This is a genomic window from Streptomyces sp. NPDC001663, from assembly GCF_042893105.1.
Taxonomy (GTDB): Bacteria; Actinomycetota; Actinomycetes; order Streptomycetales; family Streptomycetaceae; genus Streptomyces.
In genome coordinates this window covers 248464-272188 of the sequence record NZ_JBIAUR010000002.1, presented here as the reverse complement: position 1 = coordinate 272188, position 23725 = coordinate 248464, and the positions used below count along the sequence as shown (strand labels likewise).

Sequence of the window (23725 nt, the reverse complement as noted above, 5' to 3'; positions counted from 1 at the left end):
GGCGCCCTTACAGGCTCACTCCGACCGTCACCGGTTCGTTGACCAGCGTGATTCCGAAGGTCTCGTGGACGCCTGCGACGACCTCGCGGGCGAGGGTGAGGAGGTCCTCGGTGGTGGCGTTGCCCCTGTTGGTGAGGGCCAGGGTGTGCTTGGTGGAGATGCGGGCCGGGCCGGTGCCGTAGCCCTTGGTGAAGCCTGCCTTGTCGATCAGCCAGGCCGCGGAGGTCTTGGTGCGGCCGTCGCCTGCGGGGTAGGCGGGGGGTTCCGTGTCGGCGTCGAGCTTCTGCTTCACGCGCGCGCGGAACGCGGTGAAGTCGGCGTCGGTGAGGATCGGGTTGGTGAAGAACGAGCCTGCCGACCAGGTGTCGTGGTCCTCGGGGTCCAGGACCATGCCCTTGCCGGAGCGGAGCTTGAGGACGGTCTCGCGGGCGGCGGTGAGGGGGACTCGGTCGCCGGGTTCCACGCCGAGGGCTCGGGCCGTTTCGGCGTACTTGATGGGGCCGGAGAGGCCGGCCGCGTCCTCCAGCTCGAAGCGGACGCGCAGGACGACGTAGCGGTCGGGGTCGGCCTTGAAGCGGCTGTGGCGGTACGAGAAGGCGCAGTCGGCGTTCGGGATGGTGACCGTTTGGTGGGTGGTGCGGTCGTATGCGATCACTTCGGTGATGGTGGAGGAGACCTCCTGGCCGTACGCGCCCACGTTCTGGATGGGGGTTGCGCCGGCCGAGCCGGGAATGCCGGCGAGGCATTCGATGCCGGCGAGGCCTGCCTCTACGGTGCGGGCGACGACGTCGGTCCATACCTCGCCGGCGGCGAGCTCCAGGTTTGTGCCGTCGAGTTCGAAGCCCTTGGTGGCGATGACGAGTGCGGTGCCGGCGAAGCCCTTGTCGCCGATGACCAGGTTCGAGCCGCCGCCGATCAGGAGGAGGGGGGTGCCGGTGGCGTCGGCCTCGCTTACGGCTGCGATCACCTCTGCGTCGGTGGTGGCGGTGATCAGGCGGGTTGCTGGGCCGCCCAGGCGGAAGGTGGTCAGGGGGGCGAGGGGGGCGTCGTGTCGTTCCTGCACGGGCTCAAGAGTACGAGACGCCGCCGGCGCGGGGTGCGGATGCCTGCGGCGGCCTGCGGCGGGTGGGTGGGGGTGCGCGTCGCGCCTGCCGGTGTGTCTGGGGTCGGGGCCGCGCCGGGGGGTGTCCGTCCTCGGTCCGGCGGTGCTGGTGGCCTGGGCTGTGCTGTGTCGTGACGCCGGCCGCTGCGGGCGGACACCCCCCGGCACGTCCCCTTTCCGCCGTTGGCGGCTGCGGGTGCGTCCACCCGCTGAGTCTGCGGGCCGTCGGGTCGGTGGGGCGGCTCCCGTCCCAAAGAAAGGCGGCACCCCGCTGGCGCGGGTGCGCGCGCAGGGGTACAGGAAAACGGCCCCGCCCTTTCGGACGGGACCGTTCGTCGTGGGTCAGCCTGCGATCGGCTCCAGTGCCGGCGTTGCCTCATCGGCCGACTGCGATGTCGCTGTCTGCGCAGCGCGCCTCCTCGGGATCAGGACGGCGGCCACTGCTGCGAGGGCGACCACTGCCGAGCCGGTGACCAGGGCGGGCTGGAGGCCGTCCACGAAGGTCTGTGCGGACTCGTAGCCGCCCTGGGCCGCGAAGATCGACGACATGATGGCGATGCCGAGCGCGCCGCCGACCTCGCGCAGTGCGTTGTTGGCGCCGGAGGCTATGCCCTGTTCCTTGGGCAGGACGCTGGACATGACCAGGTTGGCGGCGGGGGCGAAGTACAGGGCCATGCCGATGCCGCTGATGATCAGGCCGGGGAGCTGGGCGGCGTAGGAGACGCCGGGGGCTACCACGGTGGCCATCCAGCCGAGGCCGGCGGCCTGGAGGAAGAGGCCGGTGGCCACTACGGGGCGGCCGCCTATGCGGTCGGACAGGATGCCGGCGATCGGGGCGACGAGCATCGGCATGCCGGTCCAGGGCAGCATCCGCAGGCCCGCCTCGGTGGGCGAGTAGCCGAGGACGCCCTGCATGAACTGGCTCAGGAGGAAGATCGAGCCGAACATCCCCAAGAACATCAGCAGGCTCGCTGCGTTGATGCCGGAGAAGGCCCTGGAGCGGAACAGCCGCATCGGCAGCATGGGGTTCTTGGCGCGGGTGCTGTAGAGGACGAAGCCGACGAGCAGTGCCGCTCCGGCGAACAGGCCGGTCAGGACCAGGGAGGCGCTCCAGCCGTCGGCGGGGCCGCGGACCAGGCCGTAGACGATTCCGAAGAGGCCGCCGCTGGCGAGCAGGGTGCCGGGGATGTCGAGCGGGGCGCCGGTGCCGTGGGACTCGGCGAGGCGCAGGCGGGCCAGGGGCAGCAGGGCGATGCCGAGCGGGACGTTCAGCCAGAAGATCCAGTGCCAGGAGACGTGCTCGGTGAGGCTGCCGCCGATCAGGGGGCCGGAGGCCACCGCGAGGCCGTTGACCGCGCCCCAGATGCCGTATGCCATTCCGCGCTTCGCGGCCGGTACGGCTGCGGTCAGCAGGGTGAGGGTGAGAGGCATCATGATCGCCGCGCCTACGCCTTGGACCGCGCGGGCTGCGATGAGGCTGTTGATGCCTGTCGCCATGGCCGCGGCGGCGGAGGCGCCGGTGAAGACGGTGAGGCCTACGAGGAAGAGGCGGCGGCGGCCGAAGCGGTCGCCCAGTGCCGCGCCGAACATCAGGAGGACTGCGAAGGTCAGGGTGTAGGCGCTGACCGTCCATTCCAGGTCGCCCAGGGCTCCGCCGAGGTCCTTGCGGATGGAGGGCAGGGCCGTGGTGACGACCAGGTTGTCGAGGGCCGCCATGAATCCGGCGACGCTGGTGATGACGAGGGCCCAGACTGTTCCCCCGCGACGTGCTGTCTGCTGTGACATCGCTCCCCCAGAGGGTGATCGTTCCGTTTGCAGGTTAGTTATTGATGACTAACTTTCGCGATCATGAAAAGGCGATTTTCCGTGCCTTTTATTTGGTGGGCTACGCCTCCAGCCGACCCTTGAGCCGCGCTTCGGGGTAGAGCCCTTCCCAGACCCGGTGCTCGGGAGGAAAGCCCATCGCCACCAGGCAGTTGATGAGCATCCCGTACGCCATGAACGTCGTCGTCTCGTCGATGTCGGCACCGAGCGGCAGATGGACCGTGTCCCACAGCCGCATCCAGCCGGCGCGGACCTCCTCGCCGAGCTCGTGGTCACCGGCCTGCTCGGCGGCGCCCACGGTGACGTACATCTGCATCTGCATCAGCAGCCGCTCGGGGCGTTCGACGATGAGCTTGGTGTACGCGTTCGCCATGGAGTGCAGGGCCTCCTCGCCCTCCAGCCCCTTGGCGGCCTCCTCGAAGGTGCGGAGGATGTCCTCCGTGCACCGCTTGGTCACCTCGAGGAAGAGTGCCTTCTTGCCCGGGAAGAGCCGGAAGAGGTACGGCTGCGAGACACCGACGCGCTTGGCGATCGACTCGGTCGACGTGCCGTAGTACCCGCCGCGGGCGAACTCTTCGGTCGCCGCACGAATGACGCTCTCGCGCCTCTCTTCTGCGCTCATCCTGGCCATGCGAGTAAGTTAGTACTCAATCACTAACTACGTCAAGGGGTGGGTGCTGCCGTCTGGGGACGGGGACGGCCGTATGAGTTACGAGTAAGGGGCGCCCGCATCGGCGAGCGCCCCTTACATCCGGCCTTTACGGCTCTCAGCCCAGTCGTACGACCGCCCGCGACATGCCCAGCACCTTCTGGCCGGCGCTGGTTGCCGTGAGGTCCACGCGGACCGTGTTGTCTTCGAGCTTGGCGGCCACCTTGGCGCTGACCTCGATCACGGCGCCCTGGTCGTCGTTCGGGACGACTACGGGCTTGGTGAAGCGGACGCCGTACTCGACGACCGCGCCCGGGTCGCCGGTCCAGTCGGTGACCACCCGGATCGCCTCGGCCATGGTGAACATGCCGTGCGCGATGACGTCCGGCAGCCCGACCTCCTTGGCGAACTTCTCGTTCCAGTGGATCGGGTTGAAGTCCCCGGAGGCGCCCGCGTACTGGACGAGCGTGGCGCGCGTCACGGGGAAGGTCCGGGCGGGCAGTTCGGTGCCGACCTCGACGTCGTCGTATGCGATCTTCGCCGTCATCGGTTTCTCACGCCTCCTCTGCCGCACGCGCGACCAGCTTCGTCCAGGCGGTCACGACGTGCTCGCCCGCCTCGTCGTGGACCTCGCCGCGGATGTCCAGGATGTCGTTGCCCGCCAGGGACTTGATGGCCTCGATGGTCGAGGTGACGGTGAGCCGGTCGCCGGCGCGCACCGGACGGACGTAGGCGAACTTCTGGTCGCCGTGCACGACGCGGCTGTAGTCCAGGCCGAGTTGCGGGTCCTGGACGACCTGTCCCGCGGCCCTGAAGGTGATCGAGAACACGAAGGTCGGCGGGGCGATCACATCGGGGTGGCCGAGTGCCTTGGCGGCCTCCGGGTCCGTGTACGCCGGGTTGGGGTCCCCCACCGCCTCGGCGAACTCACGGATCTTCTCGCGGCCCACCTCGTAGGGCTCGGTGGGCGGGTAGCTCCGCCCCACGAAGGACTGGTCGAGCGCCATGGCTCGGCACCTCCTGATGTCTGCCTGGTCTGTCTGCTCCGGGTGGCCTGTAATCGGCCGGAACCGGTCGGTAACCGGGGCCGAAACGACGCGAGGCCGCCCCCCGACTAGTGGGGGCGGCCTCGCGTACGAGCCTGATTTATCGCGTCTCGCGGTGCGCGGTGTGCGCGTTGCAACGCGGGCAGTGCTTCTTCATCTCCAGTCGGTCCGGGTTGTTACGCCGGTTCTTCTTGGTGATGTAGTTCCGCTCCTTGCACTCCACGCAGGCCAGCGTGATCTTCGGGCGGACGTCGGTGGCAGCCACGTGAGTGCTCCTTGACGAACGGATAGGACGGTTTAACGCATAGAAGAGTAGCCGATCGAAGGACCGACCCCACAATCGGCTACTGTCAGTAGCGGTGACCGGACTTGAACCGGTGACACAGCGATTATGAGCCGCTTGCTCTACCGACTGAGCTACACCGCTGTGATGCGATCCGTTCCCGCCTTACGACGGGAACCTCACACACCAGAGCCCCAATACGGAATCGAACCGTAGACCTTCTCCTTACCATGGAGACGCTCTGCCGACTGAGCTATTGGGGCGAGCGATGAAGACATTACACGCTCGGCCGCCGTTCACCCAAATCCGTTTCGCGGCCCCCGTCCCGGCCTGTTCCACGGTCCGTCGCGGCCCTGGTTCCGGCCCGTCGCCCGGCTCTCCCAGGAGTCGCCGAGGCCTCTTCCGTACGACGGACCACACCGGTACGACTATTGCGCTCCTCCCCGACACGGAGGGATCGCCAGCCTAGGCTCGACTCACTCTGCGTGATCTTGCGTCCCCTGCGCAGCCACGCCCGAGCCCCTGGAGCGCGATGCCCGACAGCCAGCCGCAGCCGCCCCACTCGTCGTCCTCGTCCGGCTCCTCGGGTTCGTCCGGTTCCTCGGGACAGGCGGGTGACCCGGCAGCTCTGCTGCTGTGCGGGGCGCACCTGACCGACGGCAGGACCGTGGACGTACGGCTCGGCAGGGGGCGCATCGAGGCGGTCGGCACGGCCGGCAGCCTGGCGGCGGGCGGAGTGGCGGGCTGCGGCACGCGCGTGGACCTCAGCGGCTATCTGCTGCTGCCGGCTCCGGCCGAACCGCACGCGCACGGGGACACCGCGCTGTCGGCGGACGGCGACGGCCCGGCCTCCTACGACCCCCCGGACGTGCAGCGCCGGGCCACGGAGGCGGCGCTGCTGCAGCTGGGGCACGGGGCGACCGCGCTGCGGGCACACGTGCGCGTGGGCGACGTCCAGGGGCTGGGCGCGCTGGTCGCCGTACTGCAGGCGCGGCGTGCGCTGCGCGGGCTGACGGAGCTGACCGCGGTGGCGATGCCGCGGGTGCTGACCGGTGTGGCCGGGGCGGACGGGCTCGCGATGCTGCGGGACGCGGTGAAGATGGGCGCGTCCGTGGTGGGCGGCTGCCCGGATCTGGACCCCGATCCGACGGGGTACGTGGAGGCGGTCCTGGAGGTCGCCTCCGAACACGGCTGCCCCGTCGACCTGCACACCGACGCCGCCGACCCGGCCCGTCTCGCCCGCATCGCCGCGATGGCCGGCGGACTGCGCCCCGGGGTGACGCTCGGTCCGTGCGGCGGCCTCGGCCGGCTGCCCGCCGCGACGGCCCACCGCACCGCCGACCAACTCGCGGCAGCCGGGGTGACGGTGGTGTGCCTCCCCCAGGGCGGCTGCGGTGCCACCGACCGGTCCGACACGGCTCCGGTACGGCTGCTGCGGGCGGCCGGCGTGCGGGTGGCCGCGGGCAGTGGCGCCCTGCGCGACGTGTCCAACCCGGTCGGCCGCGGCGACCCCCTCGAGGCGGCCTACCTGCTGGCCTCCCGGTACGGATTGCGGCCCGAGGACGCCTACGACGCGGTGAGCACATCGGCCCGAGCGGCACTCGGCCTGCCCGAGGTACGGGTGGAGGCGGGCTTCCCGGCCGAACTGCTCGCGGTACGCGGGGACCGGCTCGCGGGGGCGCTGTCCCTGGCGTACAGCCGGATCGTCGTGCACCGGGGCCGGGTGGTGGCGCGGACGAGCGCGGTACGGGAGTACTGCAACTCGGCCGCGGCGGCGGAGCTGGGGCTCCCTCGGCAGGGGCGGGGAGAGCTGTCGTGAAGGACGAAAGATGAGCGGGGCGCGGCAGTAGCTCGTGCGCGGGGCGCACACGCCGGGAGAGTGGTGCCCCCGAGGCGCACGCCCGGTGCAAGCACTGTGCCTGTGCGCCCTGATGCGTGGCTCAAGTCGTGCGGCGGATGCGGCCGTCCGGGCGTACGGTCGGAAACATGCGCATTGTCATCGCTGGTGGTCATGGTCAGATCGCGCTGCGGCTGGAGCGACTGCTCGCCGCGCGCGGGGACGAGGTCGCGGGAATCATCCGTCACGCCGAACAGGGCGACGATCTGCGGGAGGCCGGTGCCGAACCGGTCCTGCTGGATCTGGAGTCGTCCTCGGTCGAGGAGGTCGCGGCGCATCTGCAGGGCGCGGACGCGGCGGTCTTCGCCGCGGGTGCGGGTCCGGGCAGCGGGGCGGCCCGCAAGGACACCGTGGACAAGGGAGCGGCGATTCTGTTCGCCGACGCGGCAGTTCGAGCGGGCGTACGACGACATGTGGTCGTCTCGTCGATGGGCGCCGATCCCGCGCACCAGGGGGACGACATCTTCGACGTGTACCTGCGTGCGAAGGGCGAGGCCGATGCGCACGTGCTGCGGCTGGACGCCCTGGACGCGACGATCCTGCGCCCCGGCATGCTGACGAACGACGTCGGCACGGGCCTCGTACGGCTGGAGGCCCACACCGGCCGCGGTGCGATTCCCCGCGACGACGTGGCCGCCGTACTCGCGGAGTTGGTGGACACGACGGCGACGGCCGGCCTGACCCTGGAGCTGGTCGGCGGGTCGACGCCGGTGTCGGTGGCGGTCAAGTCCGTGGCCGGGAACTGAGGGTGGCCGGAGAGGGGGTTCCGGCCGCGCAGGAGGCCCTGCTGCGGCGGATGTACGAGGCCTTCTCCACCGACGAGCGCGACACCTTCGTACTGCTGTGTCTGGCACCGGACGTGGACTGGCCGAACGTCCTGGACGGGGTCCGGCTGCACGGCCGCGAGGCGGTACGCGCCTACTGGGCACGGCAGTTCGCGGCCGGGCATCCTCTCGTACGGCTGGAGGGGGTGCGGCTCCACGAGGACGGTGAGGGCGTGGCGGCGACCGTACGGCCCGGGGTGCGGGACGCGTCCGGTGATCAGTGGGCGGAGGAGACGGTCGAGCACGTGTACCGGTTCGGCGGGGACGGGCTGGTGACGCGGATGGATGTGCGGGAGCGTCCACGGGAACCGTAGAGGCGGTCGGGCCGTTCCTAGAACAGGGGCAGTTGGCCGGGGATCTCGGGGACGACATACCCGTCCAACGACGGCTGGGCGGCATCGAGTTGGGCTTGGCGGCGCGAGCCGGGACAGGAGACGAGCATGCCGTTCTCGCGCGCGCCGGGCGGGTCGTGCCGGGCGAAGCGTCCGGCGACGACGGCGATCTCGCGACGGCATTCGGGGCAGCGTCTGCGGCGAGTGGACATGGGGTCAGTGTGCCCCGGGCGAAAGTGTGAGACCCGCAGTCAGCCGATGTAGGGGGATGTCCGCGTCCGGTCCATCGCGTGGTCGATCCTCAGGCGCATCGTCGGGTGGATGTCCAGTTCGGGCAGGTCGGTCGGGGCCACCCAGCGGACCTGGGGCGTTTCGCTGCTCGGGCGGAGTTCGCCGCCGGCGGGGCGCGCGCGGAAGCAGATGCTGAACTGCTGGCGGACCTCGCCGTCGTCGTACCGCATGACATGGCCGGGATCGGTGTAGATCCCGGTGAGGCCGAGGACCTCGGCCTTGATGCCGGTCTCCTCCCAGATCTCGCGCACCACGGTGTCGGCGATGAACTCCCCCACCTCGTGGCCGCCTCCGGGCAGTGCCCAGCGACCGTTGTCGGAGCGGCGGACCATGAGCACCTGCCCCCCCTCGTTCTGCACGAACGCCACGACGGCGGGCACCACCGAGTTGGCGGGCGGGGCGTCGGGGTCGTGGAGGTAGTCGATCCGTCCCATGTCGTCGTACATACCCCGGCGTCCCGAAGTCTTCACTGTGCCCCTACGAAATCCGACCGGGCGCACGCCGATCGACCTTGCTTAAGTCAATCAACTGACTTAACTTGAGGATGTCGCGCACACCCGATGCCCCATGCCCACGGAGGCCGACCGATGTCCCACGCACTTCCCCGACCCGCCGACGACGACGAGGCGGTGTCCGCAGCGCCGCGGGCCAATGCCGTCGTGGCGGTTCTGGCCTTCGGCGGGATCGTGGTCTCGCTGATGCAGACCCTGGTGATCCCGATCGTCCCGGAGCTGCCGAAGCTTCTGAACGCCCCGGCGTCCGACACCGCCTGGGCCGTCACCGCCACGCTGCTCGCCGCCGCCGTGGCCGTCCCGATGATGGGGCGGCTCGGCGACATGTACGGCAAGCGCCGCATGCTCCTGACCAGCCTGGTCCTGCTGATCGCGGGGTCGGTGACCGCCGCCCTCAGCGACTCGCTCACCCCGATGATCGTCGGACGGGTGCTGCAGGGCATGGCCGGTGGTGTGATCCCGCTCGGCATCAGCATCATGCGGGACGAACTGCCCGCCGAACGGCTCGGTTCGGCCACCGCGATGATGAGCGCCTCGCTCGGCGTGGGAGCGGCGTTGGGCCTGCCCGCCGCCGCCCTCATCGCCGACAACTTCGCCTGGCACGTGCTGTTCTGGAGCTCGGCCGGGATGGGCGTCGTAGCACTGCTGCTGGTTGTGTCCGTGGTGCCCGAGTCCAAGGTGAGGACGGGCGGCCGCTTCGACGTCGTCGGCGGGCTCGGGATGGCAGCCGGACTGGTCTGCCTTCTCCTGCCCATCTCCAAGGGCGGCGACTGGGGTTGGGACAGCGGCACCACGCTCGGTCTGTTCGGGGCATCCGTCGTGATCCTGCTGCTGTGGGGCTGGTTCGAGCTGCGCACCGAACAGCCGCTGGTCGACCTGCGCACGACCGCCCGCCGCCAGGTGCTGGTCACCAACCTCGCCTCGATCGCCCTCGGCTTCGGCATGTTCGCGATGTCCCTGGTGCTTCCGCAGCTCCTGCAGTTGCCTGAAGCGACCGGCTACGGTCTGGGCAAGTCGCTGCTCACCGCTGGTCTGGTCATGGCCCCGTCCGGCCTGGTGATGATGGCCGTCGCCCCAGTCTCCGCGGCCCTCTCCAAGGCCAAGGGCCCGAAGGCCAGCCTGATGCTCGGCTCGCTCATCGTGGCCGCGGGCTATGGGCTGAACATCCTGCTGATGTCCGAGGTCTGGCAGTTCGTGCTGGTGTCCTGCGTCATCGGTTCCGGTAGCGGCTTCACGTACGGCGCGATGCCGGCCCTCATCATGGGCGCCGTGCCGCCGTCGCAGTCGGGTGCGGCCAACAGCCTCAACACCCTGATGCGGTCCATCGGTACGTCGACCGCCAGCGCGGTCGCCGGCGTCATCCTGTCGCAGATGACCACGAGCCTCGGCGGGGTCTCCCTCCCTTCGGAGAACGGCTTCAAGACCGTGCTTGCCATTGGCGGCGGGGCGGCGCTGCTTGCCTTTGTCGTCGCGTCGTTCATTCCGCGGCATCGGGTGGCGGGGGCGGCGGAGCCCGCCGGGGCCGTGGAGGGGGCTGCCGCTGGGGAGCCGTCTGCGGGTGTGAGCGGGGAGGGGCGGGGAACGTCGGCCCCGGCAGTCGCGGGTGCGGGATCCGACGGAGCTGCGCGGGAGCGTGCGGCGGTGTCGGCTTCAGTCACGGCTGCCGAGCCGGCCGGCATGGGCGGTTCCGTCGGCGGCGGAATCCCGGTGAGCGGTCATGTCTTCGGGGCGGAGCGTGTCCCCGTGGCCGGGGCCGCGGTCACGCTCATCTCACTCGGCGGCAGGCAACTGAGCCGGTCCGTCTCACGGGCCGACGGCTCCTACGGCGTCGAGGCGCCCGCCAACGGTTCGTACGTCCTGATCGCCTCCGCCGACGGCTGCCAGCCGCAGGCCTCGACGCTCGTCGTCGCCGACGGTCCGGTCTCGTACGACGTCCTGCTCAGCGGCACCAGCGGCCTCGCCGGTCTGGTGCGGTCCGCGGACAGCGGAGCGCCGGTCGCCGAGGCCGTGGTGATCGTGACGGACGTGCGCGGGGAGGTGCTGGCGACCGGACGGACCGATGTGCTGGGCGAGTTCGTCGTCACCGACCTGGTGCCGGGGACGGTCACGCTCGCCGTCAACTCCCCCAAGCACCGCCCGCTGGCCCTGCCCGTCGAGATAGGCGGCGCCGGAACCACGCGCATCGAGGTCGAACTCCGGCCCGGCGCCCATGTCCGGGGCACGGTACGCGGAGCGGGCGCCCCGCTGAGCGACGCCCGGGTGACCCTGATCGACGCCGCGGGCAACGTGGTCGCCACGACCAGGACCGGCCCCGACGGCGCGTACGCCTTCTCCGACCTGGACAGCGGCGCGTACACGGTCATCGCGACCGGGTATCCGCCGCGGGCGGCGACCGTTTCCGTGTCGGGGGGCGGGGTGGACGAGCACGACGTCGAACTTGTGCATAGCGGGGAGTAGTTCGGCGTTGGGGCACCCGGGGCGTATGTGCTCTGGGGAGCTGCTCTGCGTAGCTGCTCTGCATGGCGGTACGTCCCCTGGGTGGCGTCGGCGGGAACCGGCTCGGGGCGTTCAAGCTGGCTCGGGGCGTTCAAAGTCGGCCCGGACCGTTCAAAGATCGGGCCGCGCAATCGCCGAGCCGACCGCGGCAACGCGTTGAGCGAGATCGCCGACGGGGATGTCGATCAGCTCGTAGCCGAACGCGTGGTAGCTCTCTTCGTGGATCCGCTCGAATACCAGCGACTCCTGGAAACTGATCCGCCGGGCGCTGGTGGGCTCGCAGAACCCGAGATTGCGGACGAAGAGCACCTGACGCTCGTAGATCTTCTCGCTTACGATCCGCTCGATCTCCGCGGCCAGCGCCGTGGACACCGGTCGCCCCAGATAACGCGCGAGCGCGTACGTGCAGACAGGCGACCGGTCAAACACCTGAACGGAACCGGTGACGGGGGCTTCCAGCTGCCGCCGCCTCTGCAGCTCGACGATCTCGTCGACGAACGACGCCCGCGTCCACGGCGCGTCCACACCTCGGGCCTGCTCCCGCGCGATGACAGCGGTCGCCGCCTCTTCGACGACCCCGTAACCAAGCTCACCCAGACACCGCAGAATCGACGTCTTACCCGCACCGGGCGTGCCGGTGAGAACGTAACGGCGCATGATCAAAGACCTTCCGTACGTTGGGAGATGGGGCTTCGGAGATGAGCACTGCGGGGAGACCGCCCGCATACACGAAGAGACCCCCTCCGCTCTGCGTTTCCGCAGAATGGAGGGGGTCTCTCTCAGCGTGGCGGCGCCAGGATTCGAACCTGGGAAGGCTGAGCCGGCAGATTTACAGTCTGCTCCCTTTGGCCGCTCGGGCACACCGCCGGGGTTGCTGCCGGTCGAACCGCTCTTCGGCGGTGCTCCCTGGCAACGACGTAAACAATACCCGATGCCGAGGGGTGCTTCGCCACCCGATTGATCTGCGCCCGGAGGACCGCGGGTGGCTAGGCTTGTCCGGATGCGGCCCGGGACCACGCCGGGCTCGGCGCCCGCCCCCACGTACGCCGATACGGACCCGTACGCACCCCCATTACGCACCGATACAAGGAGCCACAGGACATGGCCGACTCCAGTTTCGACATCGTCTCGAAGGTCGAGCGGCAGGAGGTCGACAACGCCCTCAACCAGGCCGCCAAGGAGATCTCGCAGCGCTACGACTTCAAGGGCGTGGGTGCCTCGATCTCGTGGTCCGGTGACAAGATCCTGATGGAGGCGAACTCCGAGGACAGGGTCAAGGCCGTCCTCGACGTCTTCCAGTCCAAGCTGATCAAGCGCGGGATCTCGCTGAAGGCGCTGGACGCGGGCGAGCCCCAGCTTTCGGGCAAGGAGTACAAGATCTTCGCGTCGATCGAGGAGGGCATCTCCCAGGAGAACGCGAAGAAGGTGGCGAAGATCATCCGCGACGAGGGCCCGAAGGGCATCAAGGCCCAGGTGCAGGGCGACGAGCTGCGCGTCAGCTCGAAGAGCCGTGACGACCTGCAGGCGGTCATCGCCCTCCTGAAGGGCAAGGACTTCGACTTCGCGCTGCAGTTCGTGAACTACCGGTGAGCAGCTGATTCGGAGTCGCTGATCAGCGACCACGAGGAAGGGTGGGCACCTGGTGGGTGCCCACCCTTCTCGCCTGCTGGCTGCGGTCCGGGGGCGTGCTCGGTCGTGCTCAGTTGCGCGAGTTGCCGAACAGGATGCGGTAGGCGACCAGGAGGACGAGCGAGCCTCCGATCGCCGCGGCCCATGTCGCGCCGTCGTAGAAGTTCTTGGTGATCGGGTGGTCCAGCCAGCGGGCCGATATCCAGCCGCCGATGAACGCGCCCGCGACGCCGATGAGCGTCGTTCCGATGAAGCCGCCCGGGTCGCGGCCCGGCAGCAGGAACTTGGCGATGGCTCCGGCCAACAGCCCCAGGATGATCCAGCTGATGATGGTCATGCCGTGAACCTGCCCTTCCGCACTGTGCCTGCACTTTCCGGACAGTGTGAATTCGGTCAAGATCCGCTGTGCGTCGCACGCTTGTGGTGTTCTGTCGATGAACAGGACGTCACGGTGGCACTCCTCGGTTGCACTGATCAGTAGGGTGCGGGACATGACACGCTCCGGTCCTGCCTCCGAGCTCCGTCGCACCCTGGGGGTCGGGGACGCTGTGATCGTCGGACTCGGCTCGATGGTCGGGGCCGGGATCTTCGCCGCCCTGGGGCCCGCGGCACGTGCGGCCGGGTCCGGGCTTCTGCTCGGCCTCGCGGTCGCCGCCGTGGTCGCCTACTGCAACGCCACGGCGTCGGCCCGGCTGGCCGCGCTGTATCCGGCCTCGGGCGGAACGTATGTGTACGGGCGCGAGCGGCTCGGGGAGTTCTGGGGTTATCTCGCGGGTTGGTCGTTCGTGGTCGGGAAGACGGCCTCCTGTGCGGCGATGGCGCTCACTGTGGGCGCGTACGTCTGGCCCGGGCAGGCGCACGCCGTGGCCGTCGCGGCCGTGGTGGCACTGACCGCGGTGAACTACGGCGGCATCCAGAAGTCCGCCTGGCTGACGCGGGCGATCGTGGCAGTGGTGCTGGCTGTCCTCGCTTCCGTGGTGGTCGTGTGTCTGGGGTCCGGGGCGTCCGACGCCGGACGGCTGGACGTCGGTGCCTCGGGCGGCGTGGGAGGGGTGCTGCAGGCGGGCGGGCTGCTGTTCTTCGCGTTCGCCGGGTACGCGCGCATCGCGACCCTCGGCGAGGAGGTACGGGATCCGGCGCGCACCATCCCCCGCGCGATCCCGCTGGCCCTGGGCATCGCGCTGACGGTGTACGTGTGTGTGGCGGTGGCTGTCCTTTCCGTACTGGGAGCCGACGGTCTCGGGCACGCGAGCGCTCCGCTGGCCGACGCGGTGCGGGCTGCGGGGGTGCCGGGGCTGGCACCGGTGGTCCGCGTCGGGGCCGCCGTGGCCGCGCTGGGTTCGCTGCTCGCCCTGATTCTTGGTGTCTCGCGGACGACGCTGGCCATGGCCCGGGACCGGCATCTGCCCCACGCCTTGTCAACCGTGCATCCGCGTTTCCAGGTACCGCACCGGGCCGAGCTGGCCGTGGGTGCGGTGGTCGCCGCCCTGGCCGCCACGGTGGACGTACGGGGCGCGATCGGGTTCTCCTCCTTCGGTGTGCTGGCGTACTACGCGGTGGCCAACGCCTCGGCCTGGACACTGAGCCCGGCTCCGGCGACGCGAGTGCTGCCGGTGGTGGGACTGGCCGGGTGCGTGGTGCTGGCGTTCTCGCTACCGGGGATTTCGGTTGTCGTGGGGGCGGGTGTGCTGGCGGTGGGCGTGGTCGCGTACGGCGTACGGCGGTGGGTGGCCGAGCGGCAAGGGGCGTAGGGCGCGCGAGGAGGCGACGCGCGCACAGGGTTCGGCGTCCTCTGCAAGCGACTGGCCCACGGCGCCGAAGTAGTGCCGCTGTCCACGCAGCCGTACGAGCTGAGCCGCGCTGTCAGGAGGCCCGTGCCTCGGTCGTACGTATGCGGAAGTCGGTCCACGGGGCCATCTGGAAGTCGTCGTCCATCTCGTCGTACCAGCCCGTGCCCTCGAGCCAGGCGCGCAGCCAGTCCGCGAGACCGGGGGTGTCCACGAACCAGGCCCGGTCGGGGTCACCGGGGTTGGGTTCGAAGAGCAGGACCGTCGCTTTCGGGGAGCGGCAGTCCACGCACGCGTACATGGCGCAGCCCCAGTGGGATATCGGCAGGACGCCTTCGGGCCAGGGCCAGTCGGGATCCCTGCGGCCGCTCTCGCGGTTGGCGAGGTACTGCACTACGGCGGCGGGCTCACCGGCGGGCGGGCTGTCGAGCAGAGGCAACAGGCCGTACTCCGGGCCGAATCCGCCGTCTCCGACGTGCAGGTAGAGGTCGGCGAGCAGCGGGGGCAGGACGAAGCCCAGGGCGGCCTCGGCGCGGGCCAGGGTGGCCGCGTCGACGGGCTCGGGGAGGGAAGTCCAGCCCCAGGGGCGGGTGTTGTGCGCCTTGGCTGTCACCCGTGCCAGCAACTGCTCGTTCTCGGTCATGGATTCATGATGCAAGGTGGCACTGACAATCGGGCCGGCCTGTGGACTACCGCCGGGTTGTGGAAAACCTCCGGGCTCCGGAGGCCGCGGTGAGCCGGATGTGAGGGCCGGACAGGCTGCCCCGCCTTTCGTCCGCTCGGTCGGTCAGCGCGTCGCGAACGGCTCGTCCGTGCGCACGATTTCGCGTCCGAGCGGCAGCAGCGAGACCGGGATCAGCTTGAAGTTGGCGATGCCGAACGGGATACCGATGATCGTGATGCACAGGGCGAGGCCGGTGACGATGTGTGTGAGCGCCAGCCACCAGCCCGCCAGGACCAGCCACAGAACGTTGCCGATGCAGGAGGGCGCGCCGGCGTCGCGGCGCTCGACCGTCGTGTACCCGAAGGGCCACAGGGCGTAGACGCCGATGCGGAAAGCCGCAATGCCGAATGGGATGCCGATGATGGTGATGCAGAGCACGATGCCGGCGGCCAGGTACCCGAGGAACAGCCAGAAGCCGCTCAGGACGAGCCAAATGACGTTCAGAATGGTTTTCACTGGGGGCGACCTGCCATCTTCTCGAGCCGGGCAATGCGCTCCGCCATCGGCGGATGCGTCGAGAACATCTTGGAGAGTCCCTGGCCAGGGCGGAAGGGGTTCGCGATCATCATATGGCTCGCGGTCTCGATGCGCGGCTCGGGCGGCAACGGGAGCTGCTTGGTGCCGGCTTCGAGCTTGCGCAGGGCACTGGCGAGCGCGAGGGGGTCGCCGGTCAGCTGCGCGCCGGACGCGTCGGCCTCGTACTCTCTGGAGCGGCTGATGGCCAGTTGGATGAGGGTGGCCGCGAGCGGGCCCAGGATCATGATGAGGAGCATGCCGAGGATGCCGGGGCCGTCATCGTCGTCGGAGCGGCCGATCGGGATCAGCCAGGCGAAGTTGACCAGGAACATGATCACGGAGGCGAGGGCACCGGCGACCGACGAGATGAGGATGTCGCGGTTGTAGACGTGACTGAGCTCGTGGCCGATGACACCACGCAGTTCGCGCTCGTCCAGGATGTGCAGGATGCCTTCCGTGCAGCACACCGCCGCGTTGCGCGGGTTGCGGCCCGTTGCGAAGGCGTTCGGTGCTTCCGTCGGGGAGATGTACAGGCGCGGCATGGGCTGGCGGGCCTGGGTGGAGAGGTCGCGGACCATGCGGTAGAGGACCGGTGCCTCGAACTCGCTGACCGGGCGGGCACGCATCGCGCGTAGCGCCAGCTTGTCGCTGTTCCAGTACGCGTACGCGTTCGTGCCCAGGGCGATCACAACCGCTACGACGAGCCCCATTCGGCCGAAGAAGCTGCCGATGACGATGATGAGGGCAGACAGTCCTCCGAGGAGAACTGCGGTCCTTAGCCCGTTGTGCCGGCGGTGCACGGTACGCCCTCCAAGTCGTGCAGCAGGGGAACCCTTTGCTTGCGGATCTTGCTTGTCGTCTCCGATGCCACTGGTGCCGTGGTGTCACGTCCAGTGGACCCTCCCGTACTGGTCAACGCCAGGCGAGGGCCACTAGTTCCCTTGTGCGTACGGCCACGTGCATGGGCCGACCGGGTGATGGCGGGCCCGGGCGGCCGACGGCGGCTCAGAAAAGGGCTGTGTCTGCGAAGTGCAGGACCAGCTGGGGCGCTCCGGAGAGGGCGATGCCGATGACTCCGGTGAGGGTGATCGCCGCGGTGAGGGGGGCTGGGAGGTAGTGCTTGACGGGCTCGCCCTCGGGGGCGCGGAACAGCAGTGCCGTCCACTGGAGGTAGTAGAACAGCGCGATGACGACGTTGGCGGCCATGACCACGGCCAGCCAGCCGAGTCCCGCGTCGACCGCCGCCGAGAACACGGTGACCTTGGCGAAGAGGCCGATGATGCCCGGCGGGAGTCCCGCCAGGCAGAGCAGGAAGAAGGCCAGCAGCAGGGCTGCCAGGGGGTTCCTCGCGTAGAGGCCGCGGTAGTCCGTGATGCGGTTCGCGGAATTGGTGCGGCCCACGAGTGCGGCCACCGCGAAGGCTCCGAGGTTCACGGCCGCGTACATGAGGGCGTAGGCGACCGTGGAGCCGATGGAGTGCTCGGCGTTGTCGGAGTAGGCGGCTGCGGCGATCGGTACGAGGAGGTAGCCGGCCTGGCCGACCGACGACCAGGCGAGCAGTCGTACCGCGCTGTACGCGCGCGTGGCCTGCTGGCGCAGGGCGCCGACGTTGCCGACGGTCATGGTGAGCGCGGCCAGCGCCGCGAGCGCCGGGCCCCAGACGTCGGCGTACGACGGGAAGGCGACGACCGTGACGAGGATGAGGCCGGAGAAGCCGACCGCCTTGCCGACGACCGAGAGGTAGGCGGCGATCGGGAGCGGAGCTCCTACGTAGGTGTCGGGAACCCAGAAGTGGAAGGGTACGGCGGCTGTCTTGAAAGCGAAGCCGACCAGGGTGAGGACGACACCGGTCTGAGCGAGGGTGTGGAGTTGGCCGTCGACGTGCTGGATGCGGTCGGCGACCTGGGTGAGGTAGAGGGTGCCGGTGGAGGCGTACACGAAGCTGATGCCCATGAGGCTGACGGCGGTCGCGGTGACCGACGACAGGAAGAACTTCAGGGCCGCTTCGGAGGACTTCTTGTCGCCGTGCCGGATGCCGACGAGGGCGAAGGCCGGCAGGGAGGCGACCTCCAGGGCGACGATCAGGGTCGCCAGGTCGCGGGAGGCGGGCAGGAGGGCGGCGCCGGCCGCGGAGGAGAGCAGGAGGAACCAGTACTCCCCTTCGGGGAGTTGTTTGTCGGCGTCCTTCAGGGCTGTCACCGACAGGAGGGCGGCGAGGAGGGCACCGCCGAGGACCAGGAACTGGATGACCAGGGTGAAACGGTCCGCGGTGTAGCTGCACGCGTGCGTGCCGTTCACGCAGAAGGTGCTGCGGTCGCCGTCCAAGAGCGGCAGCAGCAGGAGCACGGAGGCAGCGAGGCCGACGACCGACGCCCAGCCGAGGAGAGCCTTCTTGGTGTCGCTGACGAACAGGTCGGCGACGAGGACGACGAGTCCGACGACCGCGACGAGGGTGGGCGGCGCGATGGCGAGCCAGTCGACGGACTGGACGAGGTTCTCGGCCAGCGGCTGGGCCAGGGAGCTCATCGGGTGCCTCCTGCGAGGAGCTGCTGCACGGCCGGGTCGGTCAGACCGAGGAGAGCCTTCGGCCACAGGCCTGCTACGACGGTGAGGGCGACGAGCGGGGTCCAGGCCGCGAACTCGTATGTGTGGACGTCGGCGAGCTGTGGTGCTTCCTGCGATACGGAGCCCATGCAGACGCGGCGGACCACGACGAGCATGTACGCGGCCGTGAGGAGGGTGCCGAAGGCGGCGATCGACATGAAGGTGAGGAACGCCGGACGGCTGAGGTCGGCGGCGGGCTTGAACGCGCCGAACAGGGCCAGCATTTCGCCCCAGAACCCTGCGAGGCCCGGCAGGCCGAGCGAGGCGACCGCGCCGAAGGCGAGCAGGCCGCCGAGGCGCGGAGCCTTGCCGTAGAGGGCGGCGCCGGTCTCCTCGGCGAGTGTGTCGAGGTCGGTCGTGCCAGTGCGGTCCTTGAGCGCGCCGACCAGGAAGAAGAGGAGGCCGGTGATGAGGCCGTGGGCGATGTTGGCGAACAAGGCGCCGTTCACGCCGGTCGGGGTCATGGTCGCGATGCCGAGCAGGACGAAGCCCATGTGGCCGACGGAGGAGTAGGCGATGAGGCGCTTGAGGTCACCCTTCGCGCCCTGCTTGGCGAGGGCCAGGCAGGCCAGGGATCCGTAGATGATCCCGACGACCGCGAAGGCGGCGAGGTAGGGCGCGAAGGTACGGAAGCCGTCCGGCGCGATGGGGAGGAGGATCCGGACGAATCCATACGTACCCATCTTCAGCAGGACACCGGCCAACAGAACCGAGCCGACGGTCGGCGCGGCGGTGTGGGCGTCGGGCAGCCAGCTGTGCAGCGGCCACATCGGCGTCTTGACAGCGAGCCCGATCCCGATCGCCAGAACGGCGATGACCTGCACGGATGCGGTCAGCGACCGGCCGTTGTCAGTGGCGAGTGCCACCATGTCGAATGTGCCGGCCTTGATCCCGATCAGGAGCAGGCCGAGCAGCATGACGACCGAACCGAGCAGCGTGTAGAGGATGAATCGCCAGGCGGCCTGGGTCCTGCCCTCGCCGCCCCAGCGGGCGATGAGGAAGTACATCGGGATGAGGACCATCTCGAAGGCGAGGAAGAACAGCAGCAGGTCGAGGACGGCGAAGCTCGCGAGGGTTCCGGACTCGAGAACCAGCAGCAGTGCGACGAAGGCCTTCGGGGTCGGGCCCGCAGGCATCTTGAAGTACGAGTAGAGCGCGCAGAGGAAGGTCAGCAGCGCGGTCAGGACCAGAAGGGGGAGGGAGATGCCGTCGATGCCGAGGTGGATCCGCACGTCGAGTGCGGGGATCCAGCTGATGTCGGTCGTGGCCTGCATCTTCGACGGGTGGTCGTGGTCGAAGCCGAGCCCGAGGGCGATCGCGGCGATGAGGACCGCGCCGGTCACGGTCACGCCGTGGCGGAGCACGGCCTGCTCGGGCGACTTCCCCTTCAGTCCGGGCGGGGCGGGCAGGAGAGCGGCGGCGGCACCGAGGAGCGGGCCGACGACGACGAATGCCAGAAGGAACTGCATCACGGACTCGTTGATATCGATCACGCCTGCTCACGCTCCCGTGGCGACGAGGAGGGCGGCGACCGCCAGGACGACGGTGCCGGCGAGCAGCGCGCTCACATAGGTCTGCACATTGCCGGTCTGGGCGCGGCGTACGGCCGCCCCCAGCAGGCGGGGGAGGGCGCCCGCACCGCGTACGTAGGTCTCGACGACCTCGCGGTCCAGGAACCGGACGAGACTTGCTCCGGCCTGGACCGGGCGGACGAAGAGGGCCGCGTACACGGCGTCGAGGTGGAAGCCGACGGCCGCGTGCCGGTGCAGCGGGCCGAGCAGCAGCCGTCCGGGGTCGGCCGGGTCGGGTGCGTAGGCCACTCCCCCGTACGCGGGCGCGTGGCTGGCGATGGCCTCGGCCTCGACCTGGGCGGCGTCGCCCTCGGGGTGGGCCGCGACCGCACCCAGGGGGACGCGGGCCGCGAGGGCGGTGGTGTGCCGCCAGGCAGCGTAGGTGACGATGCCGCCGACCAGGGCCATGCCCGTGCCGAGGACGGACGTCGTCAGGGTCGGGGTGAGGTCACGGCCGTCGAACCAGTCGGGCAGCACGCGGAAGGCGAAGCCGCCCAGGGCGAGGGACGGGACCGCGAGCACCCACAACACGGCGGTCATGGTGAGCGGTTGGCGACCGTGGTCGGGGGCCTCTGCGCCCCGGCCGTGGAAGGCCAGCAGCCACAGGCGCATCGCGTACGCCGCGGTGAGCAGGGCCGTGAGCATTCCGGCGACGAGGACGACCCAGCCGGCAGCGCCGGGGGCGTGCTCGGTGTGGCCGGAGGTGACGTGTTCGGCGGCGCCGAGGACGGTCTCCTTGGAGAAGAAGCCGCTGAAGGGTGGGATCGCGGCGAGCGCGAGGAGCGCCACGGTCATCGTCCAGTAGGCGTCGGGGACGCGGTCGCGCAGGCCCTGCATACGGGACATGGCGGCCAGCGAGTTGGTGCCGGCGGCGTGGATGATCACGCCGGCCGCGAGGAACAGCAGCGCCTTGAAGGCGCCGTGGGACAGGAGGTGGAAGACGGCGGCTCCGCGGTCACCGACGGCGAGGGCGCCGGTCATGTAGCCGAGTTGCCCGATCGTCGAGTAGGCGAGGACGCGCTTGATGTCGTCCTGGGCGAGCGCGGCGAGCCCCGAGCCGAGCATCGTGACGGCGGCCATGACGGCGAGGACGACCATCGCGGCCTGGGAAGCCTCGAAGACCGGGAGGAGACGGGCGATGAAGTAGACACCGGCGGCGACCATCGTCGCGGCGTGGATCAGCGCGGAGACGGGCGTTGGGCCCGCCATCGCGTCGGGAAGCCAGGTGTGCAGCGGGAACTGCGCCGACTTGCCCGCCACGCCTGCCAGGAGCAGCAGGGCGATCAGCGTCGGGTGGTCGAGTCCGCCGCTCGCGACGGTGCCGAGGACCTTGGTGATCTGGAAGGACCCGGCATCGGTGGCGAGGGCGAACAGGCCGATCAGGAAGGGGACGTCACCGAGCTTGGTCACCAGGAAGGCCTTGATGGAGGCGGCGCGGGCCTCCGGGGTCTCCCAGTAGTGGCCGACCAGGAAGTACGAGCAGATGCCCATGATCTCCCAGCCGACCAGCAGCACGATCAGGTCGCCGGAGTAGACGACGAGCAGCATCGCGGAGGTGAACAGGGAGACGAGAGCGGCGTACGAGGGGTAGCGCGGGTCGTCGCGCAGGTAGCCCGTCGAGTAGATCTGCACGCAGGAGGCGACGACGCCGACCAGGACGGCGACGAGGGCGGCGAAGCCGTCGATGTACAGGGCGAGTTCGATCGGTACCGAGCCGGTGGGTGTGAGCTCGGTGTGGGCATCGATGGCCTGGTTGCCGCCCTGGCGTACGGCGACCAGCACGGCCAGCACGAGGGAGGTGAGGGCCGGCAGGACGGCGAGCGGGCGGACGAAGCCGGGGGCACTGCGGCCCAGGAGCAGGCCGGCGGCCGCTCCCAGGAAGGGCAGGAGCGGGACGAGGACGGCGAGGGTGGTCGTGGTCACGCGGTGGCCTCAGCCTTCCCGGCCCCGTCGGCCGGCCCGGCCGTGAGGGCGTCGCTGTCGGGGTCGTCGGTCTCGTGTCCCTCGGCGGTGTCGCGGAGCTTGTCGATGTCCGAGGTGCCGCGGTTGCGGTAGACGGCGAGGACGATCGCCAGGCCGATGCCGATCTCGGCGGCGGCGATGGCGATGGTGAACAGGGTCAGGGCCTGGCCGGAGTGCAGCGTCTCCTGGGCGGCCTTGCTGAGCCAGACGTCGAAGGCGACCAGGTTCAGGTTGACGGCGTTGAGCATCAGCTCGACCGACATGAGGACGAGGATCGCGTTGCGGCGGGCGAGGACTCCGTACAGGCCCGTGCAGAAGAGGAGGGCGGACAGGACGGCGGGATAGGCGAGGTGCATCAGCGGGCGCCTTCCTGCTCGGCCTGAGTTCCCTCGACCGGCTTGTTTCCCTCGATCGGGTGATTACGGGAATCCGGGGCGGATGGGGAACCACCGGTCGTGGCTCGGGAGTTCACAGGGGGAGAGCTCGACTCCGCCTTCGCCTTGCGGGACAGGACGATCGCGCCGACCAGGGCCGCGAGGAGGAGGACGGAGAGCGCCTCGAAGGGGAGGACCCAGTTCTGGAAGAGGCTCGCTCCGGTGGCCTCGGTGGAGCCGGCAGCCGGGCCGTCCAGGTCGATCCAGGTCGTGCGGAAGGCGTCTACGACAACCCAGACCAGGGCGGCGGCCGCGGCGACGGCCACGGTCAGGGCGGCCCAGCGGTTGCCGGAGTCGGCGTCCGGGGAGCGGCCGATGGGGGCCTTGGTGAGCATCAGACCGAACAGAAGGAGGACGACGACGGAACCGACATAGATGAGGACCTGGACCCAGGCAATGAACTCGGCGGTGAGCAGGAGGTACTCGACGGCGAGGCCGCCGAGGGTGACCACCAGCCACAGGGCGGCGTGCACCAGCTGCCGGGTGGTGACGGTGACCAGGGCGGCACCGAAGGTTGCCAGGCCGACGAGGAGGAAGGCGATCTCGACGCCGGTCGGGGAGAGGAAGCCGTGGGTTTCGGGGGCGGCCGTGGTCAGTGCGGCGTGCGCCGACGTCGCGGCAGCGGCGGCGAGAGTCACGACGCGCCTCCCTCGGGTGCGGTCGGTCCGGCCGGAGGCTCGGTCGGCTCGGCCTGCGCCGCCGCAAGCTTCTCGGCGGTCTTGCGGGCGGCGGCGATCTCCTTCGGTTCCTCCGCGGCGGGGTCGAGGGCGGGCGGGGCCGGGACCGTCCACATCCACTCGCGGAGCTTGTCGCGCTCGTGGGTGAGTTCACGGATGTCGGTCTCGGCGTACTCGAACTCCGGGGACCAGAACAGGGCGTCGAAAGGACAGACCTCGATGCAGATACCGCAGTACATGCACAGGGAGAAGTCGATGGCGAAGCGGTCGAGGACGTTACGGCTGCGATCGCGGCCGCCAGGGGTCACTGCCGGGACCGTCTCCTTGTGGGAGTCGATGTAGATGCACCAGTCCGGGCACTCCCGGGCGCAGAGCATGCAGACCGTGCAGTTCTCCTCGAACAGGCCGATGACACCGCGGGTGCGGGGTGGGAGGTCGGGCTGGACGTCGGGGTACTGCTCGGTGACGGTCTTCCTCGTCATCGTGCGGAGGGTGACGGCCAGGCCCTTGGCCAGACCGGAACCGGGGATGCGGGGTCGCGTGGGCGGGAGAGGCTCGGCCATGG

25 protein-coding genes and 3 tRNA genes are annotated in these 23725 nt (G+C 69.9%); 6 read left to right on the top strand and 22 right to left on the bottom strand.

Features of this window, described 5'->3' with window-relative positions; genetic code table 11:
- Positions 1 to 7: 7 nt before the first annotated feature.
- The 8 genes from ACFY1L_RS07545 to ACFY1L_RS07510 form a co-directional block, all read right to left on the bottom strand.
- Positions 8 to 1063, bottom strand: coding sequence for a UDP-N-acetylmuramate dehydrogenase (locus tag ACFY1L_RS07545; RefSeq protein ID WP_388819693.1), 1056 nt, complete (start codon positions 1061 to 1063; stop codon positions 8 to 10).
- Between the two features lie 381 nt (positions 1064 to 1444).
- Positions 1445 to 2887 carry a DHA2 family efflux MFS transporter permease subunit gene (locus tag ACFY1L_RS07540; protein ID WP_388819690.1) on the bottom strand — a complete coding sequence of 481 codons (1443 nt, stop codon included), beginning with the start codon at positions 2885 to 2887 and terminating at the stop codon, positions 1445 to 1447.
- A 100-nt stretch (positions 2888 to 2987) separates the two neighbouring features.
- Entirely contained in the window at positions 2988 to 3557 is a 570-nt protein-coding gene (locus ACFY1L_RS07535) for a TetR/AcrR family transcriptional regulator (protein ID WP_388819687.1), read from the bottom strand.
- A 136-nt stretch (positions 3558 to 3693) separates the two neighbouring features.
- Entirely contained in the window at positions 3694 to 4122 is a 429-nt protein-coding gene (locus tag ACFY1L_RS07530; RefSeq protein WP_361265117.1) for a MaoC family dehydratase, read from the bottom strand.
- Positions 4123 to 4129: 7 nt separating this feature from the next.
- A complete protein-coding gene (locus ACFY1L_RS07525) occupies positions 4130 to 4582 on the bottom strand; it encodes a MaoC family dehydratase N-terminal domain-containing protein (RefSeq protein ID WP_361265120.1) in 453 nt (150 codons plus the stop codon).
- A gap of 139 nt (positions 4583 to 4721) precedes the next feature.
- Complete coding sequence (gene rpmG / locus ACFY1L_RS07520) at positions 4722 to 4886, bottom strand: 50S ribosomal protein L33 (RefSeq protein WP_003948671.1); 165 nt, start codon at positions 4884 to 4886, stop codon at positions 4722 to 4724.
- 89 nt (positions 4887 to 4975) lie between these two features.
- Positions 4976 to 5048: transfer RNA gene (locus ACFY1L_RS07515), tRNA-Met, on the bottom strand.
- 46 nt (positions 5049 to 5094) lie between these two features.
- A tRNA-Thr gene (locus tag ACFY1L_RS07510) sits at positions 5095 to 5167 on the bottom strand.
- Positions 5168 to 5436: 269 nt separating this feature from the next.
- Between ACFY1L_RS07510 and ACFY1L_RS07505 the strand changes: the two genes are divergently transcribed.
- The 3 genes from ACFY1L_RS07505 to ACFY1L_RS07495 all read left to right on the top strand — a co-directional run bounded on the left by ACFY1L_RS07505 (position 5437) and on the right by ACFY1L_RS07495 (position 7939).
- A complete protein-coding gene (locus ACFY1L_RS07505; RefSeq protein ID WP_388819684.1) occupies positions 5437 to 6723 on the top strand; it encodes a hydrolase in 1287 nt (428 codons plus the stop codon).
- A 167-nt stretch (positions 6724 to 6890) separates the two neighbouring features.
- The gene (locus ACFY1L_RS07500) at positions 6891 to 7547 is read left to right on the top strand and encodes an NAD(P)H-binding protein (RefSeq protein WP_388819681.1); all 657 of its coding nucleotides are present in this window, start codon (positions 6891 to 6893) and stop codon (positions 7545 to 7547) included.
- Positions 7548 to 7549: 2 nt separating this feature from the next.
- Positions 7550 to 7939: a nuclear transport factor 2 family protein gene (locus ACFY1L_RS07495; protein WP_388819678.1), complete on the top strand. Its 390-nt coding sequence runs from the start codon at positions 7550 to 7552 to the stop codon at positions 7937 to 7939.
- A gap of 17 nt (positions 7940 to 7956) precedes the next feature.
- Here the strand turns inward: ACFY1L_RS07495 and ACFY1L_RS07490 are convergent, their stop codons facing one another.
- A complete protein-coding gene (locus tag ACFY1L_RS07490) occupies positions 7957 to 8169 on the bottom strand; it encodes a hypothetical protein (RefSeq protein WP_388819675.1) in 213 nt (70 codons plus the stop codon).
- A 39-nt stretch (positions 8170 to 8208) separates the two neighbouring features.
- Positions 8209 to 8682, bottom strand: a complete 474-nt coding sequence (locus ACFY1L_RS07485; protein ID WP_388819672.1) for an NUDIX domain-containing protein — start codon at positions 8680 to 8682, stop codon at positions 8209 to 8211.
- A gap of 153 nt (positions 8683 to 8835) precedes the next feature.
- Between ACFY1L_RS07485 and ACFY1L_RS07480 the strand changes: the two genes are divergently transcribed.
- Positions 8836 to 11217: an MFS transporter gene (locus ACFY1L_RS07480; protein ID WP_388819669.1), complete on the top strand. Its 2382-nt coding sequence runs from the start codon at positions 8836 to 8838 to the stop codon at positions 11215 to 11217.
- Between the two features lie 150 nt (positions 11218 to 11367).
- On the opposite strand, the gene ACFY1L_RS07475 is transcribed toward ACFY1L_RS07480, so the two are convergent.
- Positions 11368 to 11913, bottom strand: coding sequence for an ATP-binding protein (locus tag ACFY1L_RS07475; RefSeq protein WP_388819666.1), 546 nt, complete (start codon positions 11911 to 11913; stop codon positions 11368 to 11370).
- A gap of 128 nt (positions 11914 to 12041) precedes the next feature.
- Positions 12042 to 12123, bottom strand: a tRNA-Tyr gene (locus ACFY1L_RS07470).
- Positions 12124 to 12357: 234 nt separating this feature from the next.
- Here ACFY1L_RS07470 and ACFY1L_RS07465 point away from each other — a divergent pair.
- Positions 12358 to 12846: a YajQ family cyclic di-GMP-binding protein gene (locus ACFY1L_RS07465; RefSeq protein ID WP_030945172.1), complete on the top strand. Its 489-nt coding sequence runs from the start codon at positions 12358 to 12360 to the stop codon at positions 12844 to 12846.
- 109 nt (positions 12847 to 12955) lie between these two features.
- Here the strand turns inward: ACFY1L_RS07465 and ACFY1L_RS07460 are convergent, their stop codons facing one another.
- On the bottom strand, positions 12956 to 13222 hold the full coding sequence (locus ACFY1L_RS07460) for a GlsB/YeaQ/YmgE family stress response membrane protein (RefSeq protein ID WP_361265141.1): 267 nt from the start codon (positions 13220 to 13222) through the stop codon (positions 12956 to 12958).
- A 154-nt stretch (positions 13223 to 13376) separates the two neighbouring features.
- Between ACFY1L_RS07460 and ACFY1L_RS07455 the strand changes: the two genes are divergently transcribed.
- The gene (locus tag ACFY1L_RS07455; RefSeq protein WP_388819662.1) at positions 13377 to 14636 is read left to right on the top strand and encodes an APC family permease; all 1260 of its coding nucleotides are present in this window, start codon (positions 13377 to 13379) and stop codon (positions 14634 to 14636) included.
- 112 nt (positions 14637 to 14748) lie between these two features.
- Here ACFY1L_RS07455 and ACFY1L_RS07450 read toward each other — a convergent pair whose 3' ends face one another.
- The 9 genes from ACFY1L_RS07450 to ACFY1L_RS07410 form a co-directional block, all read right to left on the bottom strand.
- Positions 14749 to 15315, bottom strand: a complete 567-nt coding sequence (locus ACFY1L_RS07450) for an SMI1/KNR4 family protein (protein WP_388819659.1) — start codon at positions 15313 to 15315, stop codon at positions 14749 to 14751.
- Between the two features lie 144 nt (positions 15316 to 15459).
- Complete coding sequence (locus tag ACFY1L_RS07445) at positions 15460 to 15852, bottom strand: YccF domain-containing protein (RefSeq protein ID WP_388819656.1); 393 nt, start codon at positions 15850 to 15852, stop codon at positions 15460 to 15462.
- Positions 15849 to 16712 (bottom strand): zinc metalloprotease HtpX, encoded by an 864-nt coding sequence (htpX, locus tag ACFY1L_RS07440; protein WP_388819654.1) that lies wholly within the window; start codon positions 16710 to 16712, stop codon positions 15849 to 15851. Before htpX ends, ACFY1L_RS07445 begins: the two co-directional genes overlap by 4 nt.
- A gap of 205 nt (positions 16713 to 16917) precedes the next feature.
- Complete coding sequence (locus ACFY1L_RS07435; protein WP_388819652.1) at positions 16918 to 18438, bottom strand: NADH-quinone oxidoreductase subunit N; 1521 nt, start codon at positions 18436 to 18438, stop codon at positions 16918 to 16920.
- Positions 18435 to 20009: an NADH-quinone oxidoreductase subunit M gene (locus ACFY1L_RS07430; RefSeq protein WP_388819649.1), complete on the bottom strand. Its 1575-nt coding sequence runs from the start codon at positions 20007 to 20009 to the stop codon at positions 18435 to 18437. Before ACFY1L_RS07430 ends, ACFY1L_RS07435 begins: the two co-directional genes overlap by 4 nt.
- A 6-nt stretch (positions 20010 to 20015) precedes the next feature.
- Positions 20016 to 22010: an NADH-quinone oxidoreductase subunit L gene (locus ACFY1L_RS07425; protein ID WP_388819647.1), complete on the bottom strand. Its 1995-nt coding sequence runs from the start codon at positions 22008 to 22010 to the stop codon at positions 20016 to 20018.
- Complete coding sequence (gene nuoK / locus ACFY1L_RS07420) at positions 22007 to 22405, bottom strand: NADH-quinone oxidoreductase subunit NuoK (RefSeq protein WP_388819644.1); 399 nt, start codon at positions 22403 to 22405, stop codon at positions 22007 to 22009. Before nuoK ends, ACFY1L_RS07425 begins: the two co-directional genes overlap by 4 nt.
- Positions 22405 to 23121 carry an NADH-quinone oxidoreductase subunit J gene (locus ACFY1L_RS07415; RefSeq protein WP_388819641.1) on the bottom strand — a complete coding sequence of 239 codons (717 nt, stop codon included), beginning with the start codon at positions 23119 to 23121 and terminating at the stop codon, positions 22405 to 22407. Before ACFY1L_RS07415 ends, nuoK begins: the two co-directional genes overlap by 1 nt.
- Positions 23118 to 23723 (bottom strand): NuoI/complex I 23 kDa subunit family protein, encoded by a 606-nt coding sequence (locus ACFY1L_RS07410; protein WP_388819638.1) that lies wholly within the window; start codon positions 23721 to 23723, stop codon positions 23118 to 23120. Before ACFY1L_RS07410 ends, ACFY1L_RS07415 begins: the two co-directional genes overlap by 4 nt.
- Between the last annotated feature and the right edge of the window lie 2 nt (positions 23724 to 23725).